This window comes from Pseudomonas cuatrocienegasensis, from assembly GCF_900110925.1.
GTDB classification, from domain to species: domain Bacteria; phylum Pseudomonadota; class Gammaproteobacteria; order Pseudomonadales; family Pseudomonadaceae; genus Aquipseudomonas; species Aquipseudomonas cuatrocienegasensis.
In genome coordinates this window covers 34396-52238 of the sequence record NZ_FOFP01000007.1, presented here as the reverse complement: position 1 = coordinate 52238, position 17843 = coordinate 34396, and the positions used below count along the sequence as shown (strand labels likewise).

Annotated in this window: 21 protein-coding genes and 3 tRNA genes; 13 read left to right on the top strand and 11 right to left on the bottom strand. The window is 62.1% G+C overall.

Translation table 11 applies throughout. From position 1 onward, the window contains the following. Positions 1-4 precede the first annotated feature (4 nt). The 3 genes from prmC to hemA all read right to left on the bottom strand — a co-directional run bounded on the left by prmC (position 5) and on the right by hemA (position 3314). The gene (gene prmC, locus BMW49_RS11430) at positions 5-838 is read right to left on the bottom strand and encodes a peptide chain release factor N(5)-glutamine methyltransferase (RefSeq protein ID WP_069520414.1); all 834 of its coding nucleotides are present in this window, start codon (positions 836-838) and stop codon (positions 5-7) included. 116 nt (positions 839-954) lie between these two features. Next, on the bottom strand, positions 955-2037 hold the full coding sequence (gene prfA / locus BMW49_RS11425; RefSeq protein WP_069520416.1) for a peptide chain release factor 1: 1083 nt from the start codon (positions 2035-2037) through the stop codon (positions 955-957). Next, entirely contained in the window at positions 2034-3314 is a 1281-nt protein-coding gene (hemA, locus tag BMW49_RS11420) for a glutamyl-tRNA reductase (protein ID WP_069520418.1), read from the bottom strand. The genes prfA and hemA overlap by 4 nt, the downstream gene beginning before the upstream one ends. Positions 3315-3486: 172 nt before the next feature. Between hemA and BMW49_RS11415 the strand changes: the two genes are divergently transcribed. From BMW49_RS11415 to BMW49_RS11370, 10 genes are all read left to right on the top strand, one after another. Next, the gene (locus BMW49_RS11415; protein ID WP_069520420.1) at positions 3487-5217 is read left to right on the top strand and encodes a tetratricopeptide repeat protein; all 1731 of its coding nucleotides are present in this window, start codon (positions 3487-3489) and stop codon (positions 5215-5217) included. Then, positions 5217-5831: a lipoprotein insertase outer membrane protein LolB gene (gene lolB, locus BMW49_RS11410; protein WP_371850888.1), complete on the top strand. Its 615-nt coding sequence runs from the start codon at positions 5217-5219 to the stop codon at positions 5829-5831. Before BMW49_RS11415 ends, lolB begins: the two co-directional genes overlap by 1 nt. 136 nt (positions 5832-5967) lie before the next feature. Next, a complete protein-coding gene (gene ispE / locus BMW49_RS11405; RefSeq protein ID WP_069520424.1) occupies positions 5968-6843 on the top strand; it encodes a 4-(cytidine 5'-diphospho)-2-C-methyl-D-erythritol kinase in 876 nt (291 codons plus the stop codon). An 18-nt stretch (positions 6844-6861) separates the two neighbouring features. Then, positions 6862-6936, top strand: a tRNA-Gln gene (locus BMW49_RS11400). A 56-nt stretch (positions 6937-6992) separates the two neighbouring features. Next, positions 6993-7067 (top strand) — tRNA-Gln (locus BMW49_RS11395). 45 nt (positions 7068-7112) lie between these two features. Further along, positions 7113-8054 carry a ribose-phosphate pyrophosphokinase gene (locus tag BMW49_RS11390; protein ID WP_069520426.1) on the top strand — a complete coding sequence of 314 codons (942 nt, stop codon included), beginning with the start codon at positions 7113-7115 and terminating at the stop codon, positions 8052-8054. Between the two features lie 112 nt (positions 8055-8166). Further along, positions 8167-8781 (top strand): 50S ribosomal protein L25/general stress protein Ctc, encoded by a 615-nt coding sequence (locus BMW49_RS11385; protein ID WP_069520428.1) that lies wholly within the window; start codon positions 8167-8169, stop codon positions 8779-8781. 62 nt (positions 8782-8843) lie between these two features. Then, complete coding sequence (gene pth, locus BMW49_RS11380; protein WP_069520430.1) at positions 8844-9434, top strand: aminoacyl-tRNA hydrolase; 591 nt, start codon at positions 8844-8846, stop codon at positions 9432-9434. Positions 9435-9466: 32 nt separating this feature from the next. Further along, positions 9467-10567 (top strand): redox-regulated ATPase YchF, encoded by a 1101-nt coding sequence (gene ychF / locus BMW49_RS11375; protein ID WP_069520432.1) that lies wholly within the window; start codon positions 9467-9469, stop codon positions 10565-10567. 77 nt (positions 10568-10644) lie between these two features. Beyond that, positions 10645-10721 (top strand) — tRNA-Met (locus tag BMW49_RS11370). A gap of 69 nt (positions 10722-10790) precedes the next feature. Here the strand turns inward: BMW49_RS11370 and BMW49_RS11365 are convergent. The 4 genes from BMW49_RS11365 to BMW49_RS25340 all read right to left on the bottom strand — a co-directional run bounded on the left by BMW49_RS11365 (position 10791) and on the right by BMW49_RS25340 (position 11975). Further along, the gene (locus tag BMW49_RS11365) at positions 10791-11210 is read right to left on the bottom strand and encodes a type II toxin-antitoxin system VapC family toxin (protein WP_069520434.1); all 420 of its coding nucleotides are present in this window, start codon (positions 11208-11210) and stop codon (positions 10791-10793) included. Continuing rightward, positions 11207-11452, bottom strand: a complete 246-nt coding sequence (locus tag BMW49_RS11360) for a FitA-like ribbon-helix-helix domain-containing protein (protein WP_069520436.1) — start codon at positions 11450-11452, stop codon at positions 11207-11209. The genes BMW49_RS11365 and BMW49_RS11360 overlap by 4 nt, the downstream gene beginning before the upstream one ends. Before the next feature lie 153 nt (positions 11453-11605). After that, the gene (locus BMW49_RS11355; protein ID WP_069520438.1) at positions 11606-11860 is read right to left on the bottom strand and encodes a hypothetical protein; all 255 of its coding nucleotides are present in this window, start codon (positions 11858-11860) and stop codon (positions 11606-11608) included. Further along, entirely contained in the window at positions 11853-11975 is a 123-nt protein-coding gene (locus tag BMW49_RS25340; RefSeq protein WP_256541248.1) for a hypothetical protein, read from the bottom strand. The genes BMW49_RS11355 and BMW49_RS25340 overlap by 8 nt, the downstream gene beginning before the upstream one ends. 146 nt (positions 11976-12121) lie before the next feature. Here BMW49_RS25340 and BMW49_RS11350 point away from each other — a divergent pair, with 146 nt between their 5' ends. From BMW49_RS11350 to BMW49_RS24795, 3 genes are all read left to right on the top strand, one after another. Beyond that, a complete protein-coding gene (locus tag BMW49_RS11350; protein WP_069520439.1) occupies positions 12122-12820 on the top strand; it encodes a hypothetical protein in 699 nt (232 codons plus the stop codon). A 464-nt stretch (positions 12821-13284) separates the two neighbouring features. Then, entirely contained in the window at positions 13285-13800 is a 516-nt protein-coding gene (locus BMW49_RS11345; protein ID WP_069520508.1) for a DUF3087 family protein, read from the top strand. 114 nt (positions 13801-13914) lie between these two features. Next, complete coding sequence (locus tag BMW49_RS24795) at positions 13915-14073, top strand: hypothetical protein (RefSeq protein ID WP_167362800.1); 159 nt, start codon at positions 13915-13917, stop codon at positions 14071-14073. A 338-nt stretch (positions 14074-14411) separates the two neighbouring features. Here the strand turns inward: BMW49_RS24795 and BMW49_RS11340 are convergent, their stop codons facing one another. From BMW49_RS11340 to otsB, 4 genes are all read right to left on the bottom strand, one after another. Next, positions 14412-15317 carry a DMT family transporter gene (locus tag BMW49_RS11340; RefSeq protein ID WP_069520441.1) on the bottom strand — a complete coding sequence of 302 codons (906 nt, stop codon included), beginning with the start codon at positions 15315-15317 and terminating at the stop codon, positions 14412-14414. A 4-nt stretch (positions 15318-15321) separates the two neighbouring features. Next, positions 15322-15447 carry a hypothetical protein gene (locus tag BMW49_RS25335; protein WP_256541255.1) on the bottom strand — a complete coding sequence of 42 codons (126 nt, stop codon included), beginning with the start codon at positions 15445-15447 and terminating at the stop codon, positions 15322-15324. Positions 15448-15635: 188 nt separating this feature from the next. Further along, the gene (gene otsA, locus BMW49_RS11335) at positions 15636-17036 is read right to left on the bottom strand and encodes an alpha,alpha-trehalose-phosphate synthase (UDP-forming) (RefSeq protein WP_069520447.1); all 1401 of its coding nucleotides are present in this window, start codon (positions 17034-17036) and stop codon (positions 15636-15638) included. After that, positions 17033-17815 carry a trehalose-phosphatase gene (gene otsB, locus BMW49_RS11330; protein ID WP_069520450.1) on the bottom strand — a complete coding sequence of 261 codons (783 nt, stop codon included), beginning with the start codon at positions 17813-17815 and terminating at the stop codon, positions 17033-17035. The genes otsA and otsB overlap by 4 nt, the downstream gene beginning before the upstream one ends. Positions 17816-17843 lie beyond the last annotated feature (28 nt).

Below are 17843 nucleotides of genomic sequence, written 5' to 3'. Positions count from 1 at the left end.
GGGCTCACTCATTCGGCAGGCATCCAAGGCTGATCCGTTCGTGGCCGCCCAGGTCGCGCCGGCTATGGACCTCGGCAAAACCCTGGCCGGTCAACAGTTCGCGTACCACCGTGGCCTGGTCGAAACCGTGCTCCAGCAAGAGCCAGCCGCCGGCCAGCAAGTGCTGTGGGGCCTGAGCGATGATCAGGCGAATATCGTCCAGGCCGTCAGTGCCGGCGACCAGCGCACTGCTCGGCTCAAAGCGCACATCGCCTTGATCAAGGTGATGATCATCGGCGCGGATATAGGGCGGGTTACTCAGGATCAGCCCGTAGCGCTGCCCTGCCAGAGCGGAAAACCAGTGGCTATGGAGAAAGGTGGCGTTGCCCAGTTTCAAACGCTGGCGATTGCGTTCGGCCAGGGCCACGGCCTCTTCGACGCGGTCCACACCGGTCACCCGCCAACCGCCGCGCTCACTGGCCAGGGCCAGGGCGATGGCGCCGGTGCCGGTGCCCAGGTCCAGCGCAGTCACTAGCGTGGCGGGCAATAGATCGAGCGCCGTTTCCACCAGCAACTCGGTGTCCGGGCGCGGGATCAAGGTATGCGGGGCGACTTCGAGGTCGAGGCTCCAGAACCCCTGATGGCCGAGAATGTAGGCCACTGGCTCGCCCTGCCGCCGACGCGCCAAGCTGGCCTGGAACACAGCCAACTGATCGGCCTCCAGCTCGCGCTCCGGCCAGGTGCGCATGTAGCTGCGCGGCTTGCCCAGGGCGTGGGCGAGCAGCAACTCGGCGTCCAGCTGTGGGCTGGGCGAGTCGGGCAGATCGGCGGCGTTAAGCAGGGATTCAATGCTGGCCATGTTTCTCTCGTAGACGGGGCAGGGGCCTTTATCGATCCACCGTGCAGGCTTGTGGTGGATGAAAAAAGCGTCATCCACCCTACGCGGCGTAGGGTGCGCCGTGCGCACCGATAAACTCAATCGCCAAGCGCGGCCAACTGGTCGGCCTGGTACTCGGCCAGCAACGGCTCGATGATCGCATCGACACTACCGGCGATCACTTCGTTGAGCGAATACAAGGTCAGGTTGATGCGGTGATCGGTGACCCGGCCCTGGGGAAAGTTGTAGGTGCGGATACGTTCGGAGCGATCACCGGAGCCCACCAGCAGCTTGCGCGTATCGGAGATTTCCTTGTGCGCGGCCGCCTCCTGCTGGTCCTTGAGCTTGGCCGCCAGCCAGGCCATGGCCTTGGCGCGGTTCTTGTGCTGCGAGCGCTCTTCCTGACATTCGACCACGGTGCCAGTGGGAATGTGAGTGATGCGGATCGCCGAATCGGTGGTGTTGACGTGCTGACCACCTGCCCCAGAGCTGCGGTAGGTATCCACACGCAGGTCGGCTGGGTTGATGTCGATGGCCATCTGCTCATCCGGCTCGGGCAGTACGGCAACGGTGCAGGCCGAGGTGTGGATGCGGCCCTGGGATTCGGTTTCCGGCACGCGTTGCACGCGGTGTGCGCCCGACTCGAACTTCAGCTTGCCGTAGACGTTGTCGCCCTCGACCCGGGCGATAACTTCTTTGTAGCCGCCATGCTCGCCCTCACTGGCCGAGAGAATCTCGACCCGCCAGCCGCGCCGCTCGGCGTAGCGCGAGTACATGCGGAACAGGTCGCCGGAGAAGATCGCCGCCTCGTCGCCGCCGGTGCCGGCGCGCACTTCGAGGAACACGTTGCGCCCGTCATTGGGGTCGCGCGGCAGCAGCATGCGCTGCAGGTTGTCTTCCAGCTCGACCAGTTTTTCCTTGGCCTCGGCAGCTTCCTGCTCGGCCATTTCGCGCATGTCCGGGTCGCTGTCTTTGAGCAGCGCCTGGGCGCCCTCGAGGTCATCCTGCACCTTGCGGAAGGCGCGATAGGCCTGGATCACCGGCTCGACCTCGGCGTATTCCTTGGAATAGGCGCGGAACTGACTCTGGTTACTGATCACCTCAGCATCACCGAGCAGGGCCGTCAGTTCTTCAAAACGATCCTGCAGGCCATCGAGTTTATTAAGCAGTGACGCTTTCATTGCGAACCTTTAGTGAACGGTGCGCCCTCGTCGAGGGCAAACAGCTCCTGGGCCACGCCGAGTGCATCGACGCGGCCGTCAGCCGAGAGTTTTTTCAGTTGCACGCTGGGCGCGTGCAGCAGCTTGTTGGTCAGGCCGCGCGCCAAGAGGGCCATCACCTCTTCCGCCGCCGCGCCGTTATTCAGTAGGCGCAGGGCCTTGGCCAGCTCTTCGTCACGCAGGCGCTCGGCCTGCTGCCGGTAGGCCTTGAGCACATCCACCGCAGCCAGCTCGCGCAGGCGCTGCATAAAGTCATCGGCGCCGGCGCTGACCAATTCTTCGGCGGCCTGGGCAGCACCCTGGCGGCTCTTGAGGTTTTCGGCGATCACCTCGTGCAGGTCATCGACGGTGTACAGGTAAACGTCGTCGAGTTCGCCCACCTGCGGCTCTATGTCGCGCGGCACGGCGATGTCGACCATGAAAATCGGCTTGTGCTTGCGCTGTTTCAGCGCACTTTCCACCGCGCCCTTGCCGAGAATCGGCAACTGGCTGGCCGTGGAGCTAATGACGATGTCGCTGTGCACCAGCTCCTGGGGAATGTCGGAGAGCAGCACGGCGTGGGCACCGAATTGCTCGGCCAGGGAGCTGGCGCGCTCCAGGGTGCGGTTGGCCACAACGATGCGCTTGATGCCCTGGTCGTGCAGGTGCCGGGCGACCAGGCTGATGGTCTCGCCAGCGCCGATCAGCAGCGCCTGACTGCGGTGCAGGTCGCTGAAAATCTGCTTGGCCAGGCTGACGGCGGCGAAGGCCACCGACACCGGGTTCTCGCCAATTGCGGTGTCGGTGCGCACGGTCTTGGCAGTGCTGAATGTCGCCTGGAACAGCCGGCCCAGCAGCGGTCCCAGGGTGCCGGCCTCACGCGCCACGGCAAAGGCCGACTTCATCTGGCCGAGGATCTGCGGCTCGCCCAGCACCATCGAGTCCAGCCCGGAAGCCACGCGCATCATGTGCCGCACCGCCGCGTCATCTTCATAGACGTAGGCGCAGGCGCGCAGCTCATCGAGGTCAAGCTTGTGGTACTCGGCCAGCCAGGCCAGCACAGCCTCGGCGGTCAGGCTGTCCTGTTCCAGATAGAGTTCGCTGCGGTTGCAGGTCGACAGAATCGCTGCTTCCCGACTGGGCGTGCGCGTGCACAGCTGCTGCAATGCCTCGACCAGTTGCTCGGGGGTAAACGCCACGCGCTCGCGCACGTCCACCGAGGCGGTCTTGTGGTTAATGCCAAGAGCGAGAAAGGCCATGCGAATCGCTGAGCTGGACGGAAGACGCGAATTGTCCTACTTCAACCCGACGAGAACAACCACTGCTAACTATTGTCCCTATAGTCAGCACCCCAGCCAGCACCCCGGCCCATGGGCTTGCCCCACGGCTTGTGTCATGATGCCCCAACCGCAGGTTATCGCACGCTCCCCTATGACCAGAACCCTCGCATTGCTGACCGCCGCCGCTGTTTTGAGCGGCTGCCAGACCTTCAACAGCGCTGAGCCAGACGGCGTACCGCCGGTGGAAGACGCCTCGGTGGTCACCCAACCGCCTGCGCCGAAAACCTATGCGTCGTTCAGCCAGGAAACCCTGTTTGCCCTGCTCAGCGCGGAACTCGCCGGGCAGCGTAATCGCTTCGATATCGCCCTGGGCAACTACGTGCAACAGGCCGAAGCGACCCAGGACCCGGCCGTGGCCGAGCGCGGCTACCGCATCGCCGAGTACCTCGGTGCCGAACAGGCTGCGCTCGACACCGCGCTGATCTGGGCGCGCAACGCTCCGCAGAACCTCGACAGCCAACGCGCCGCCGCCATCCAGCTGGCCCGCGCCGGACGCTATAACGAGTCCATGGCTTATATGGAGAAGGTCCTGCAACGGCGCGGCAATACCCACTTCGACTTCCTCGCCCTGTCCGCCGCAGAAACCGACCCGGACACCCGCGCCGGCCTGCTGCAGAGTTTCGAGCGCCTGCAGGTCAAGTACCCGGACAACGGCCAACTGCTGTTCGGCAAGGCACTGCTGCTGCAACAGGACGGCCGCCCCCAGGAAGCCCTCGACCTGCTGCAGAAGCAGCCGGCGAAAACCCTTCCGATCTCCGCTACCCTGCTCCAGGCCCGCCTGTTGCAATCCCTGAGCCGTGGCGATGACGCCCTGCCGCTGCTCGAAAGCGCCATCGAACGCACACCCAAGAACAAACGTCTGCGCCTGACCTACGCGCGCGTTCTGGTCGAACAAGGCCGCATGGACGACGCCAAAGGTGAATTCACCACCCTGCTCCAGCAGAACCCCGAAGACGATGACCTGCGCCTGTCCCTGGCCCTGGTATGCCTGGAGGCCGAAGCCTGGCGCGAAGCCATCGTTTACCTGGAAGAACTGGTCGAGCGTGGCAGCCATGTCGACACCGCCCACTACAACCTGGCCCGTGCTTACGAGGCCCTTGAGCAGCCGGATGCCGCGCTCATCGAGTACGCCCTGGTCAGCCCCGGCAACGACTACCTGCCTGCCCAGGCACGGCAGACCACCCTGCTGTTCCAGGCCGGCCGTGGCGCCGAGGCAACGCGCCTGCTCGCCGCCGCCCGCGACGCTCAGCCGGACTACGCCATCCAGCTGTACCTGATCGAGTCCGAAGCGCTGTCCAATGCGCAGCAGACCGAGCAGGCCTGGCAGGTGATCCAGCAGGCCCTGACGCATTACCCCGACGACCTCAACCTGCTTTATACCCGCGCCATGCTCGCGGAAAAACGCAACGACCTCGGCCAGCTGGAACGTGACCTGCGCTTTATCCTTGAGCGCGACCCGGAAAACGCCATGGCCCTCAACGCCCTGGGCTACACCCTGGCCGACCGCACCACGCGCTATGAAGAAGCCCGCGCGCTGATCGAGCAGGCCCACCAGCTCAACCCCGAAGACCCCGCCACCCTCGACAGCCTCGGCTGGGTCAACTTCCGCCTGGGCAACCTGGATGAAGCCGAACGCCTGCTGCGCGAGGCCCTCGCCCGCTTCCCCGACGCCGAAGTCGCTGCCCACCTGGGTGAAGTGCTCTGGGCCCAGGGCAAGCAGCGCGAAGCCCGCGCAGTATGGTCCGATGCCCTGAAAACCGCCCCCGACAGCCCCATCCTGCGCAGCACCCTGCAGCGCCTGACCGGCAGCGAGCGTCCTTGATGATTCGTCACCTTATCGCCTTCGGCCTGATCCTCCTGCTCGCCGGCTGCGCCGGCTTTGGCGAACGTGAATCCCTGGAGGGCGAAGGCAGCCCCGCCCTCTGGCAAGCCCATAAAGCCCAGGTCAGCCAGCTCGACGGCTGGCAGATCAACGGCAAGGTTGGCATTCGTGCGCCCCGCGACTCCGGTAGCGGCACGCTGTTCTGGCTGCAACGCCAGGCCTACTCCGACATTCGCCTGTCCGGCCCCTTGGGCCGCGGCGCAGCACGCCTGACCGGCCGCCCTGGGGACATCACTCTGGAAGTGGCCAACCAAGGGCGCTACCAGGCCGAATCCCCCGAGGAATTGCTGCAACAACAGCTGGGCCTCAACCTGCCAGTCTCGCACCTGCTCTGGTGGATTCGCGGCCTGCCCGCCCCGGATAGCCGCAGCCGCCTATCCCTGGATGGCGACAGCCGCCTGGCGCGCCTGGCTCAGGATGGCTGGGATGTCGAATACCTGCGTTATGTCGAGCAGGACGGCTACTGGCTACCCGAGCGCCTACGCCTCACCGGCCATGACCTGCAAGTGACCCTGGTGATCAAGGACTGGCAACCGCGCCAGCTTGGTCAGTAACCCGCTAAGCGCCCAGGTAGCCTGGGTCGAGCGCAGCGACACCCGGGAAAGATGCCCCGGGTATCGCATGCTCAACCCAGGCTACGCTCCTACACAAGCCCCCGTCACGCCATCGCAATTTTTGCCAAAAATCCCAATGACAACCCACGCCATCCCTACTCACGCCGAACTTGTCCTGCCCGCCCCGGCCAAGCTCAATCTGATGCTGCACATCCTCGGTCGCCGCGCCGACGGTTACCACGAGCTGCAGACCCTGTTTCAGTTTCTTGACCACGGCGATGAACTGGGCTTCGCCCTGCGCGCCGATGGGCAGATTCGTCTGCATACAGAAATGCCAGGCGTGACCCATGACAGCAACCTGATCGTGCGTGCTGCGCGCCAACTGCAACAACTCAGCGGCACCGCACTGGGCGCCGACATCTGGCTGGACAAGCGCCTGCCCATGGGTGGCGGCATCGGCGGCGGCAGCTCGGATGCGGCCACCACCCTGCTCGGGCTCAACCACCTCTGGCAACTGGGCTGGGACGAAGATCGCCTGGCCAGCCTGGGTCTCGGCCTGGGCGCCGACGTGCCGGTGTTCGTACGCGGCCGCGCCGCCTTTGCCGAAGGTGTGGGCGAGCGCCTGACCCCGGTAACGCTCAACGAACCCTGGTTTCTCGTCGCCATTCCGCAAGTCCTTGTCAGCACAGCGGAAGTTTTCAACGACCCTGAGTTGACACGGGATACGCCGCCCATTAAAGTTCGCAGCCTTCTTGAGGGGGGTGGTCGTAATGACTGCCAGCCGGTCGTCGAGAAGCGTTACTCAGCTGTTCGTAACGCCCTGATCTTGTTGAACAATTTTGTTCCTGCAAGACTGACTGGCACTGGAGCTTGTGTGTTTGGGAGCTTCCCAAACCAGGACGATGCTGATAAAGTCGCCCGCCAACTTCCAGCCACTCTGCCGAGCTTTGTTGCTCAAGGTCGCAATGTTTCACTATTGCACCAACAGCTACAGGCACTGGCGAAGAAGTGAATGCATAGCATCGGTTACAGGGGCGTCGCCAAGCGGTAAGGCACCAGGTTTTGATCCTGGCATGCGTTGGTTCGAATCCAGCCGCCCCTGCCATTAACTGCCCTCGGGCAGCGACAGACCGATAAGCGGCATTGGGTTACACACGATACAGGGGCGTCGCCAAGCGGTAAGGCACCAGGTTTTGATCCTGGCATGCGTTGGTTCGAATCCAGCCGCCCCTGCCATTTTTATACTCATCCAGGTATACCCTCAGCCGGCAGGTACTGCGCGTGTCCAAGATGATGGTCTTTACGGGGAACGCTAACCCCGATCTGGCGCGACGTATCGTACGTCAGCTGCACATCCCCCTCGGCGATGCCTCTGTCGGTAAATTTTCCGACGGCGAAATCAGTATTGAAATCAACGAAAACGTTCGTGGTAAAGACGTCTTCCTGATTCAGCCGACGTGCGCGCCAACCAACGACAACCTGATGGAACTGGTAGTGATGGCTGACGCCTTCCGCCGCTCCTCGGCTACTCGTATCACTGCTGTGATCCCCTACTTCGGTTACGCCCGGCAAGACCGTCGCCCGCGCTCAGCGCGTGTTGCGATCAGTGCCAAGGTTGTCGCCGACATGCTGACCGTCGTTGGCATCGACCGTGTACTCACGGTCGATCTGCACGCGGACCAGATTCAGGGCTTCTTCGATATTCCCGTCGACAACATCTACGGCTCGCCCGTACTGGTCGACGACATCGAAGACCAGCGCTTCGAGAACCTGATGATTGTCTCCCCGGACATTGGCGGCGTTGTACGCGCCCGTGCCGTGGCGAAATCCCTGGGCGTGGACCTGGCCATCATCGACAAACGTCGTGAAAAGGCCAACCACTCCGAGGTGATGCACATCATCGGTGACGTCGAAGGCCGCACCTGTGTACTGGTTGACGATATGGTCGACACCGCCGGGACCCTGTGCCACGCCGCCAAGGCTCTGAAAGAGCATGGCGCCGCCAAGGTCTTCGCCTATTGCACCCACCCGGTTCTCTCGGGTCGGGCAATCGAGAACATTGAAAATTCGGTGCTGGACGAACTGGTAGTGACCAACACCATCCCGTTGTCCGCCGCCGCGCAATCCTGCTCGCGTATTCGCCAGCTGGACATTGCACCGGTTGTCGCTGAAGCGGTTCGCCGCATCAGCAATGAAGAATCGATCAGCGCGATGTTCCGCTAACGCGACCCATCTGCTGACGAACTGCGCCCCGCACTTGCGGGGCATTTTCACCGAACCGTCCCGTCGCTGGTCGCAAGCGTAACGGACGGTTTGGTTATTTTGGAGATGTGAAATGACTACTGAATTTGCTCTGAATGCCGAAGCGCGTTCCGACCTGGGGAAAGGTGCGAGCCGCCGCCTGCGTCGTAACGTTGCCATGGTTCCGGCCGTTATCTACGGTGGCGAAAAAGCCCCGCAGTCGATCAGCCTGATGGCCAAAGAACTGGCCAAACTGCTGGAAAACGAAGCAGCGTTCAGCCACGTGCTGACCCTGACCGTTGACGGCGCCAAAGAGTCCGTACTGATCAAAGCCCTGCAGCGCCACCCGGCCAAAGGCTTCGTTCTGCACGCTGACTTCGTCCGCGTTGTTGCCGGCCAGAAACTGACCGCGCACGTACCTCTGCACTTCATCAACGAAGCCACTGCAGTCGGCGTCAAGCAAGGCGGCGGCGAAGTGCTGCACGCCCTGAACGAAGTCGAAGTCTCCTGCCTGCCGAAAGACCTGCCGGAGTTCATCGAAGTCGACATGGCCAAGGTCGAAATCGACCAGACCGTTCACCTGTCGGACATCAAACTGGCTAAAGGCGTTGAGCTGGTTGCCCTGGCCCACGGTAGCGATCTGCCGGTTGCCAGCATCCACCTGCCGCGCGTCCGTGTTGAAGAAGAAGGCGAAGGCGCTGCCGAATAAGGCACGCTTCGCTGCTACGGCCTGACTGCAAAGCCAGGCCGGGTTCACGAAAGGGCTCCTGTATGACTGCCGTACAACTGATCGTTGGCCTGGGTAACCCCGGCCCCGAATACGACCAGACCCGGCACAATGCAGGGGCCCTTTTCGTTGAGCGTCTGGCCGAGCGCCAGCGCGTCAACCTTAGCGTTGATCGCAAATATTTTGGTCTGGTGGGCAAGTTCAACCATCAGGACCGCGAAGTTCGTCTGCTTATCCCCACCACCTTCATGAACCGCAGCGGCCAGTCCGTGGCGGCTCTGGCGAATTTCTTCAAAATCAAACCTGAAGAAATCCTGGTGGCCCACGACGAACTCGACATGCCCCCCGGCGTCGCCAAACTCAAACAGGGTGGCGGGCACGGCGGGCACAACGGGTTGCGCGACATCATCGCCCAACTCGGCAACCAGAATAACTTCCACCGCCTGCGCCTGGGCATCGGCCATCCCGGTCATGCCAGCCTGGTCTCCAACTTCGTGCTCGGCCGCGCCCCGCGCAGCGAGCAGGAACTGCTCGATACCAGCATCGACTTTGCCCTGGACGTGCTCCCGGAGATACTCGCCGGCGACTGGACCGTGGCCATGCGCAAACTGCACAGCCAGAAAGCCACCTTTTAACTCTTCATCGCCATTGGCGCGAGGGAACCACCATGGGATTCAACTGCGGCATCGTCGGCCTGCCCAACGTCGGCAAGTCCACCCTGTTCAACGCCCTCACTAAATCCGGTATTGCGGCGGAGAACTTCCCGTTCTGCACCATCGAGCCGAACAGCGGCATCGTGCCCATGCCCGACCCGCGCCTCGACGCCCTGGCGGAAATCGTCAAACCCGAGCGGGTAATCCCCACCACCATGGAGTTCGTCGACATCGCCGGCCTGGTGGAAGGTGCCTCCAAAGGTGAAGGCCTGGGCAACAAGTTCCTCGCCAACATCCGCGAGACCGACGCCATCGCCCACGTCGTGCGCTGCTTCCAGGACGACAACGTGATCCACGTCGCCAATAGCGTCGACCCCAAGCGCGACATCGAAATCATCGACCTCGAACTGATCTTCGCTGACCTCGACAGCTGCGAAAAGCAACTGCAGAAAACCACCCGCAACGCCAAAGGTGGCGACAAAGAAGCCGTCGCGCAGAAAGCCCTGCTCGAGAAGCTCATCCCGCACTTCAGTGAGGGCAAGCCGGCACGCACCCTGATGAAGACCCTGGGTGACGACGAAAAGGCCCTGGTGCGCGGTTTTCACCTGCTCACCAGCAAGCCGGTGATGTACATCGCCAACGTCGCCGAAGACGGCTTCGAGAACAACCCGCTGCTCGACGTGGTCCAGGCCATCGCCGACGCCGAAGGCGCCCCGGTAGTCCCGGTGTGCAACAAGATCGAAGCAGAAATCGCCGAGCTCGATGACGGCGAAGAAAAAGACATGTTCCTCGAAGCCCTGGGCCTGGAAGAGCCCGGCCTCAACCGCGTAATCCGCGCCGGCTACGAGCTGCTCAACCTGCAGACCTACTTCACCGCCGGGGTGAAAGAAGTCCGCGCCTGGACCGTCAAAGTCGGCGCCACCGCTCCGCAAGGCGCCGCCGTGATCCACACCGACTTCGAGAAAGGCTTTATCCGCGCCGAAGTCATCGCCTACAACGACTTCATCCAGTACAAAGGCGAAGCCGGCGCGAAAGAAGCCGGCAAATGGCGCCTGGAAGGCAAGGAATACATCGTCAAGGACGGCGACGTCATGCACTTCCGCTTCAACGTGTAAGCGCTTGATCGCGCGCATAAATTTTCGCAACACAGGGTTGACATAACCCCGCCGTCCGCGAATAATGCGCGCCACTCGGCTACGTAGCTCAGCTGGTTAGAGCATAGCATTCATAATGCTGGGGTCCGGGGTTCAAGTCCCTGCGTAGCCACCAAACAAAACAAGGGTTTACCGAAAGGTAAGCCCTTTTTTGTTTGCGCCGACAAAGTGACTACACAACGGCTCACGCTTCCCAAGGATTGGTAACGGGTACACCAAGGTAGTCAAAATGCCGAACGTTGCGTGTAGCCACTCGCGCTCCATGCAAAGCGGCAATAGCCGCGATCTGAGCATCAGCCATATCGACAACCCTCCCCTGCGCCTCGCTTTCTGCCGCCAAGCCGGCATAGTGAACGGCCGCCTCTGAATCGAAGGGCAAAATCCGGCCGGCAAAATCTTCATCGAACATCTGCGTGGCAAGATCCAGCAGGCCTTGCTTGCGTTTGCCGTCTGCCATGCGGGCGATACCGTAGAGAATCTCAGCCACAGTGATCGCACTGATAAACACCTGGCTGGCCGGCTGAGCATCGAGCCAGGCCACCACATCTGGAGATGGCTTAGCTCGCATCAGCTCAGAAAGCACATTGGTATCCAGCACGATCATTCGTCAAAGCTCGCTGCGCGGGCCTTATTCTGGCGCACAGGAACTTCAAGGTCGGCACCACCAATAGCAGCGAAACGAGCGTGGATACGACTCCCCAAGCCGCCGCTAGCGCCTGTCTTTAAAAGAGCCTGGCGAATGATCACCCTGGCTTCTTCTTCCATGGAACGGCCATGGCTGGCAGCGGCGACGCGCAGCTGAGCCTTAAGGTCATCATCCAGGTTGCGGATCGTAATACTGGCCATAACCACCTCAGAGCGAAATCAATGCAATCATTGATAGCACGACTGAAAACAGGTTTACAGCGCTACAAGGTGAATGCTTGCCGCAACGGCGAAAGCTTCAAGGCCGCCTCCAAATGTTTTGCCAGATAGCGTTTCGACTAGCAGACAGCGCAGTCACAACCCGATCGATGCGCTTGGCGCAGAGAGCTGTTTAGATTCATGGTTGCGGACCTGCACCTGGGCTTTGTCTGGATGAACCGGCGTTCGAGCGACGCTGATAGGTATCACGGGGCCAGCATTAACGGCGGGTGGGAATGCCTTAATGGCATAGCCGGTGGTAGAGCGGACGAACTGGAGGCGAATGATGGCGTCGAGCTTGTCCCATTCCTTACGGGCTTTGACGTGAAACTCAAGCGTGAAGTTAGGCACGGATGCCCGCCTCAGCTTCGGTAATCAGGTCATCGATATCTACGGCGACGGTTTCGCCACCCTGGCGGGCGCGAACGATTTCGGCCAGTCGAACGCCATCAAACATTTCAAGCATGGCCTGATAGCGCGATGTAACTGTGCCCGCCAAGCACCTGATCGATGCGGGTAATGGCAATTGAATATCAAGCCTGTTTTAGGCGAGTATTCCGCACGCAAACACCAAAGCTCCCCACGTGTAATCCATGACAACAGGATGTCGCTATGCGCGCTATAAAAAGCTTTCTCGTCATTGCTGCCGTTGCCCTTTCCGGTTGTGCTACCGGACCTACTACGCCGCCACCAACCTTCCCTGGTATTGAACAGTCGGACAAAATCACCATTGAAGATTTGCGCCCCAAGAGTGAATCCGAAAAAGAAATCTTCAGTTTGCTGATCACCAGCAGTGCCTACGCCATCTATCGCGTAGCCGACGAGGCAACAAAACCAACAGGACCACGCTTGCTGGCCCACCGCGCCTACGAGGCGTTCCCGGAGCTCGCAGCCCAACCGAGAATCAAGGTGCTGCACTTCGTGACCTACGCCAATCTGCAATCGCAGCTGCGTAAGAGCGTGACGCTGGGTGTATTGACGGGCCCAATTGGCGTTGCACTCATAGGCCCGCCGACCTATCCAGCCAGCGACGTGGTCACCACACCGATTGACAGCACTCAGCTTGAGAAAACCGCCGGTGATGAAGAACACACCCGCGCCTACTTCACTGAACAGGAAAACCCAACCAAATCGCCGGTGAACGTGATTTATATCGACACGGAAATTCTCGGTAAGCGCGTGGCCAGCCGCTGCCTAGTACCGCCCGTAGCAGGTAAGCCCAATCTGTTCCTCGTAGAGGCATTCGACATGTGCATAGCCAACCACCTGGCCATCCACCGCGACACACGTCCTGTTAACGCTGCCAAGTAGCTAAGCGTCTAAACAACAGACGTTTAGGCTACCTATAGCGAAAGGCTTACACGCACTGGTAGCAATCGCCTCTGTCAGCCCCTGCCCGTTGAACGTAATCTAACCCCATCAACTGAAGCGCAGGACGCGCTCAGGATCACGGATGATCGACCATTGCCTTGGAGGCTTCTGACAGGATGTCGGATTGGTCTTGAAAAAACCCGCTTCGGCGGGTTTTTTGTTGCCTGTGGAATTGGTAATGAATGGTGGACAACCAACGCCATGCTGCAAAGGTTTGCCGGAGGGTAAGTTTTTGCGCGCAGGTTAACTCCAGCCGACACCCCTGAGCAGGTCTCCCGCCCTTCCCCTGGTCATGCCCCGCAAAAATCAGTGCCAAACATTTGCCCGGCTTTACGCCGCCACTCGGGTGATAATGGCCGCTCCACCCGCCCAGGAGCACTGCCGTGATCTTTGCAATTACCCCGATGGACCCCGAGCGCTATCGCGCGAAGACACGCTTGAGCACCTTTGCGGTTGCCGGGTTGTTTTTGCTGTTGGGGCTGGGGATTTCCACGGTGTTGGTGCAGCTGTTCGGTGAACCTGGTGGGGACAATCTGCGTTGGAATATAGGCGGGGTTTTGGCTGGACTGGCCATTACCGTGGCGCTGGTGCGCTGGGTGTTCTGGCAGCAGCCGTGGATGGCCCCGGCGGTGTATGGCTGGCGGCTCAAGCGCACATTAATGCGGGTGACCAACGTGATGCATCACGTCAAGGCAGGGGTTAGCGCGCAGCAGCCGGTGGCCATGGCGGTGCTGCGGTTCTATCACCTGGGGCTGACGCAGATGCATCAGCTGGACGGCGACAGCAGTTCGCTGAGCCAGGCGGTGCCGGAAATCAACCGGCATCTGGAGGCCATGCAGGCTCTGGGGCTGGAGACCGAGGTGACACGCTTCGACCCGGCCTGGCTGCCTGAGGTCAAGGCGATACCGGCAAGCCGCTAAGCGCAACTTACACATGGACAGCACACGGTGAGACGAGTGGAGTGCAGACAGCCTGAACCCTGCTCACGGGCAGCGGCTCCAAGGTGTATACCCACCGACCGCGAGGCCTTCGCCATGAGCCTGCAACTGCAGCAACCGCCAGAACCTGACCCGCGCCCGCAGCCCGATCCGATCAATGACCCCGGCAATGAAGACCCGGGATCGGAGATCGATCCAGATATGCTCAAGGAGCCGCGCAAGTGCCCGCCCGACCCGGACGCGCGTCCGCGCTGAGGTCGCGTAGATAAAGAGGATCGCTGCGGCGATCCTTTTTTATGGCGATGTCCCATTGGCTGTTGCAGCTGCTAACGCAACGCCCGTGGGAGCGTCGCCCCGGCGCGAAGCTTTTGGGCTCCCTGATATACCGCTGAATGGCCGCAATTCGCCGCGAGGCGCGGCTACCATGAGAATTGCGTTAATACTGAGGCTTAACGGTGGTACCTGCATCGTAGGGTGCGCCGTGCGCACCGCGCTGCAGGCTGCAGACTCTTGGTGCGCACAGCGCACCCTACGTGGTTGGGCCTGCGACCTGTGAATGCATTATCACCTTTTATATGTGCACTCAAGCTGCGTTAGCGTGCCGTCGCGCGCTGGGTGCCGAGCAGCAAACCGGCGAAGATCAGTGCACCACCCACCCAGTGGAACAGCTGCAAGCCCTCGCCCAGCAGCAGCCAGCCGAGGATCGCGGTGAACACCGGCATCAGGTAGTTGCTCAACGCCGCCTTGGCCGCGCCGACCACGCGCACGCCGTGGTTCCAGCACAGGTAGGCCAGTATCGAGGCGAATACCGCGGTGTAGGCGACGGCGCCCAGGTTGCCGGGGCTGGTGACAAAGTGTGCGCCCTGGCTCAGCTCATACAGGTAGAACGGCAGGATTAACGGCACGCCCAGCAGCATCAGCACGCCTAACAGCGCCAGCGGCGGAATCGGTTGCAGGTAGCGGGCCCAGCGCCGCAGTAACAGGGAATACAACGCCCAGTCGGCCACGGCCAGCAGCATAATCAGGTCGCCGTGGTTGAACGACAGCGTCGCCAGGGTAGTCCAGCTCGCCTGGGTGATCAGCACCAGCAGGCCGATAGCCGCCACGCCCATGCCAGCCCAGGCGCGACGGTTGGGCCACTCGCCAAGCAACAGCCCGGCGCCAATAAAAGTCATCAGCGGCAAGCAGGTGTTGACCAGGGTGATATTGATCGCGGCGGTGCTTTGCGCAGCGCTGTAGAGCAGCGAGTTGTAGGCGCTGATGCCGCATGCGGCGAGCGCCACCAAACGCCAGCCGGCGCTGCGCAGGGCCTGGCGGTGACGCAACAGCGGCCCGATAACAAAGGGCAGCAGCAGGGCCAGGGCCAGGCACCAACGCCAGAATGCCAGGGTGAAAGGCGCGATATCGCCAGCCACGGCCCGCGCTACCAGGGCGTTACCCGACCAGCAGAGCACTGAAACCAGCAGGCCGAGGGTGGCGAGGCTACGGGAGGCAGGCATGGCGTCAGACTCGCGGCAGCGGACACAGGCGGTACTGCGGCGCGAGTTGATCCAGGCCACTGACGCCAAGGTCTCGCCACGAGGCAAGCCAGCGTTCGTTGTTCTCGAGCAGCGGCGTCAGATCACGCATGGGGTGTCCTTGCTAGGCGCCGCACGCCTGGACACGCGAGGCATGGCAGGTCATCGGCAGACGATAGAAAAAGGCGTGTCGCGATGGGCTAGCGGCAGGTTGCTGCGCCGCCAGCCGAGCGATGGCCAGGGGCAGCACCTTAGGCGGCGAGCACGGCTTTGACAAGCCGACTTGGCTGGTGAGCCTCCCTAGACCGCGATCTTGTCCGTGGGCTGGCGGCCGGCGCCGGCCGCATGCAGGTCGGCGAGGAAGCGGTCACGCCAGCGCCCCAGGTCGTTGTGGCGGATCGACAACATCATGCTGGCGTAGCGGTCTTTACGTTCGGCCAGCGGCATGCGCAGGGCGCGGTCGAGGGCTTCGGCCATGCCGACGGTGTCGTAAGGGTTAACGATCAGCGCGGTATTCAGCTCGCGGGCGGCGCCGGCGAAGCGCGACAGTACCAGCACGCCGGGGTTCTCCGGGTCCTGGGCGGCGACGTATTCCTTGGCGACCAGGTTCATACCGTCGCGCAACGGTGTGACCAGGCCGATGCCCGCACCACGGAACAGGCCCATCAGCACTCGCCGCTCATGGCTGCGATTGAGGTAGTGCAGCGGCATCCAGTCGAGTTCGGCGTAGCGACCGTTGATATGCCCGGCCTGGGTCTCCAGTTGCTGACGGATATGCTGGTAGGTCTTCACATCGGAGCGCGAGGTCGGCGCTATCTGCACAAACTGCACGTTGCGGTGGTGCTCAGGATAGCGCTGCAGCAGTTCCTCGTAAGCGCAGAAACGCTCCAGAAGCCCCTTGGAGTAGTCGAGGCGATCGACACTGATAATGGTCGGGCACGGCTCGCCTGCCGCCGTGCGGCCGATCAAGTTGCGCCGACCCTTGTAACTGGCAGCGGTGGCCTGGATCTCGTCGGGCACCACGCCAATCGGATAGACCTCGGCGCGAAAGCGGTGGCCGTAAGCGGTCAGGTAGCCGTCCGGGCCGGGCACGCCGCGCACTTCGCGGGTGATGTAATCCGAGAATGCCTGGCGGTCGACTTCGGTTTGAAAGCCGATCAGGTCATAGGCGCAGAGCGTGCGGAACAGGTCGTTATGCGGCGGGATGGCGGTGAGGATTTCCGGCGCGGGAAACGGGATATGCAGGAAGAACCCGATGCGGTTGCGGATGCCCAAGCGCCGGCATTCATCGGCAAACGGGATCAGGTGATAATCGTGTACCCAGATCACGTCATCCTTACGCAGCAGCGGCTTGAGCTGCTCGGCGAGCTTGCGGTTGACGCTGCGGTAGCCTTCGTACTCGTCGCGCCGATAGCGCGCCAGGTCGATGCGGTAATGGAAGATCGGCCACAGGGTGGCATTGGAGAAGCCACGGTAGTAGTGGTCATAGTCTCGCCGGGTCAGCCCCAGGGTGGCGTAGGTGATCCGCCCATGGGTCTCGCTGGCCAGCTCCGGGGATGCGCTGATCTCGCCATTCCAGCCGAACCAGATACCGCCGGAATCGCGCAGTGCTTCATAGACGCCCACCGCCAGACCACCGGCCACAGCCTTGCCATCCTTGATTGGCGCCACCCGGTTGGACACCACCACCAAGCGGCTCATGCCTCGCCTCCCGGCTGCAAGGTGCCCAGCTCGGACACCGGGCGCACCTCCAACAGCGCATGCAGCCAGGCATCCACCGCATTCACCGAGGGCAAACGAGCGCTGGCGATAGTTGCGCCCTCGCCCACCTTGATGCTCAGCCCGCCGAGAGCATTGACCACCTCGAAGCCGGCTTCGTCGGTCAGGTCATCACCCAAAAATACCGGTATGCGCCCAGCAAAGGGCGCTTCGGCCATAAACGCGCGAATCACCTCGCCCTTGCTTGCGCCTTTGGGCTTGAGCTCGAACACGCACTTGCCTGGCTGCAGGCTGAGGGTCTCTGGGTACAGGGAAACGAAATCGGTGGCCAACTGCAGAGCCACGCTTTCCAGCGCTGGCGCCTGACGGTAATGCAGGGCGAAAGCCACGCCTTTGCTCTCCAGCAACAGCTCCGGGTAGGGTTCGCAGGCCAGGCGCAGTTCGTGCTCGATATGTGCCAGCAAGTCTTCGTCCAGCTGCAACTGCTGGTATTCACCGGCGGCCGTGCGCCGTTCGCTGCCGTGCACGCCGGCGCTGGGCAATTGCAGGGGCTGGAGCAGTTCATCGAGTTGTACCAACGGCCGCCCGGAAATCACCGCCACTGGGGCGCGACCTACCAGCTGCGCCAACGCAGCGTGCAGAGTGCCGGCGATAAACACCAGCTCCGGTCGAGGCTGCAGGTCGGCCAGGGTGCCGTCAAAATCGAAAAAGAAGGCGTGACGGTCGAGGGTTACCAGGTGCTGCGCAATTTTATTGTCCATGCACTATGGACCGCCCACAGGGGCAGGG